The sequence below is a fragment of the Endozoicomonas sp. ONNA2 genome (assembly GCF_024606365.1).
Lineage (GTDB): Bacteria > Pseudomonadota > Gammaproteobacteria > Pseudomonadales > Endozoicomonadaceae > Endozoicomonas.
Map to the genome: position 1 here is coordinate 1 of NZ_JAHHPO010000947.1, position 3,186 is coordinate 3,186.

Genomic DNA, 3,186 nt, shown 5'->3' on the forward strand with positions numbered 1-3,186 from the left:
GCTCCCGTGTCACACCGTGTGCTTCGTGGTTCAAAGCTTTTGCTTCTGGAATTAAAAGATAGATTCTTAATGTCTATCGTAAGAACTTTGGCTATTCTGGAATCCTTGAAAATACCCTGTAATCAGCGAATAATGGGATATTACGGATATTCTTTGACAATGTTTTTCAAACGACGATGGGTAAAAGACTTGGCGCCGATTTTCTTTTCTGGCTGGAGTTGCATACTACACAATCACAGGCTACTTTTTGCATACTTGGAGGCTTTAATTTCGATAAATCCTTATTTACCAGCTTTTCAAATGGTTATGATTTGCACAGGAGATCGTTGTGATTCCATCCAGGTCAGGCGTTGTTGGTGGTGCGTTAGGTGCAGTAGGTAGAATGTTAGTTGCAACAACTGGAATTAGAATGCCCGGCACTAATTCATCCGCTTCACCTTGCGATTCTGAATACTGTTGCGATTCTAAAGACTGTCGAGTGTCAGAAAAGCCGGAGCGATTTGGCAGGCATTCAATTGTCAAAACCTCATGCAACCCACCTCACCAGTATCACCTGGCATGTATACCCGAAAATTTGTTCAGACGTGAGCAACGGAACTGTTCCATTTGTGATCAGCCATTACTGCAATTATCACGTAATGGCAAACCCCTGGTTATTGATGCCAGCGAATCAGCTGATCAGTATGCCCTTGAGAAAATCTTCCGGTGCAATCCTGACATTCTTGATATTTATCAATACCTTAATAAGATTGATGAACTGTGCAAGGCAGCCTTTTCTGGCAATGCCACGGAACTCAAAGAGCTGATCCTTAAAACTGAAGCGGACATCATCAACAAAAAAAATGAACGGGATGGCAAAATGGCTCTGCACCATGCTGCTGAAGGAGGCAGTGTTGAGTGTGTTCAGATTCTGCTGGTGAATGGTGCTGAGATCAATACTGTTGACCGCGACGGCAATACGCCATTACAGATTGCCGCCCGCGGTGGCCAGAAAGAGTGTCTTGAATTACTGATTCAGCGAGGGGCGGATATCACGGTCCAAAATAAAGCAGGTGAGACACCACGGGTCAGCGCTGCTAAAGAGGGCAAGTTTGCTTGTTGTGAACTGTTAGACCAAAAACTCACGGTGAAAAAACTCTGCACTGCAGTTATGGAAGGGAACATTGCAGAGTTTAAGCGTACGATCACCAAAGTGGCGAATATAGCTGATACTGATGAGAATGGAAAAACAGTGCTGGATTATGCAACATTAAATGCAATATCTAAAAAAGATAAAACATGCCTGGATGAATTATGCAAAAATCATGCGGATAAAATCTCACCAAAAAATGCCAGTGCCACCCTGCGAATTGTCATTGATGCAGAGGAGAAGCACTCCCTTGCCCAAAACATAACAGATATACTGGTCGGTAGAATTAACATTGAAGACCAGGACGAAAGTGATGGTAAAACCCTCCTGCACTATGCTGCAGAAAAAGGCAGTAGTTATTATCTGAAGAAATTTCTGACGGAAAAACAGAACTCGGCAATAGCTATCTTTATTAAAGATAATAAAGGCAGGACTCCCCTGCACTATGCTGCTCTGGAAGGTAAGCTTAATGGCATTGATGAGCTAAAAAAACATAAAAAGCTATTCATGAAAATTATCGATGAAAAAGATAAGCATGAAAACACAGCGCTGCTCCTGGCTGCTAAAAACAGTCACAAAACATGCGTCGAAAGGCTGATAAAGGCAAAAGCTGATGTGAATATAAAAAACCGTTCAGGTTTGACACTACTTCATTTGATAGCCAGTTCATCAAACAAAACCGACGGGCTAGACATTGATATGTACAATTTTTCTTCTAAAGATATCCTGGAGGTTGATAATAGAGGGAATACCCCACTGCATCATGCAGCTTTTTATGGTAATGGAGAATTTATGAAAAAGATCCACCGCAAATTTAAAAAAGAGTTTGAAGCATGCCTCAAGGCTGAAAATAGTGATCTATGTACACCGATACATTTGGCTATGCAGGGGAGGGTAATGAAAAGTGTTCGCCAGCAAACATCTGCCCATAAAAAGCAAATGCAGGCAATTCTTTCTTAGGGAAACCAGGAGGCTGTCCGAGATTAGCGCCTGACTGGGCGCTATTCTCGGACAGCCTCCCAGAGCAACGCAGGAGCAGTTGCTGCGTAGGACAGTCTATTCTCGGACAGCCTCCTGAGTTCCTTACGTTGCACCTTGCAGAGTAGCTGCTCAATTAGCCAGAAATACACGATTCGCAGATTGATGAGTATTTGCCCCCGATACCTATCGAATGGTCCCGTAAGAAGCATGTTGACCAGCCAGTAGTGGTGGGAATTCACCGGATAAATTGATTTTTCTTTCTTTTATGGCTGTTGCTATCATTTGTGCAGATTCTTTGTCTCCACTCAAGATTTGAGCAGCAGAAAGAGGGGACTTGGTGAACGACAAACGACCTATACTAAACATTTTCCATTCTTTTTCTGGATCTGCATCATAAGCTAATAAGAGTTTGACAATCTCCGTGTGACCTTCCTGAGCGGCATAATAGAGCGGCGTGGCTCCATCGTTACCCGCCTGATCAATATTAGCCCCGTTGTCGATCAACAGCTGGACGATCTCAATAAACCCTATTTGCGCAGCACATGTGAGCGCTGTGAACCCACCTTTTTTAAGGGCGTAGTTAACATCAGCCCCCTTCTCGATCAGCAGCCGGGCCAGCTCAACATACCTTCCAATAACTGCAATATACAACAAAGACACTGTATTCCCGGTTTTTCCGGATCGGTAATCCCTGTTAACAATTGAGCAGTCTTTTTCTATTTCCCTCTCCAGACGGCGGAGATCGCCGACCCGGCAAGCCGCCAGTGGTGCGGGATCATTGTAGGGGTTGTCACGGTTTGCTCCAGAAATCGCAGGGCCGGACCTGTCTAACCGCTGATGGGGGTTTCTAAAAAGCCTGCTAATTGTTTCCATTACTACCTCGTATTCTTGTCAGTGTGATTTCAGTCATGGACGATAACATATTGAATCTGCCTTATCCTCGGAGGCTGTGTGAGTATAGACTGCCCTACTGCGATTACGATAAATTGGTCTAAAAATCAATGGCACTGACTTAAGCTGAAAAGTCCCGAAAACATGGGGATTGATACAGGTTGAGAGATTTGAATTGGAACCAC

Annotated in this window: 2 protein-coding genes; one reads left to right on the forward strand and one right to left on the reverse strand. The window is 43.9% G+C overall.

The annotated features are described in order from the left end of the window. Positions 1–328: 328 nt before the first annotated feature. Complete coding sequence (locus tag KDK14_RS16825) at positions 329–2,089, forward strand: ankyrin repeat domain-containing protein (RefSeq protein ID WP_257266336.1); 1,761 nt, start codon at positions 329–331, stop codon at positions 2,087–2,089. Positions 2,090–2,293: 204 nt separating this feature from the next. Here KDK14_RS16825 and KDK14_RS16830 read toward each other — a convergent pair whose 3' ends face one another. Then, positions 2,294–2,770 carry an ankyrin repeat domain-containing protein gene (locus tag KDK14_RS16830; protein WP_257266337.1) on the reverse strand — a complete coding sequence of 159 codons (477 nt, stop codon included), beginning with the start codon at positions 2,768–2,770 and terminating at the stop codon, positions 2,294–2,296. Positions 2,771–3,186 lie beyond the last annotated feature (416 nt).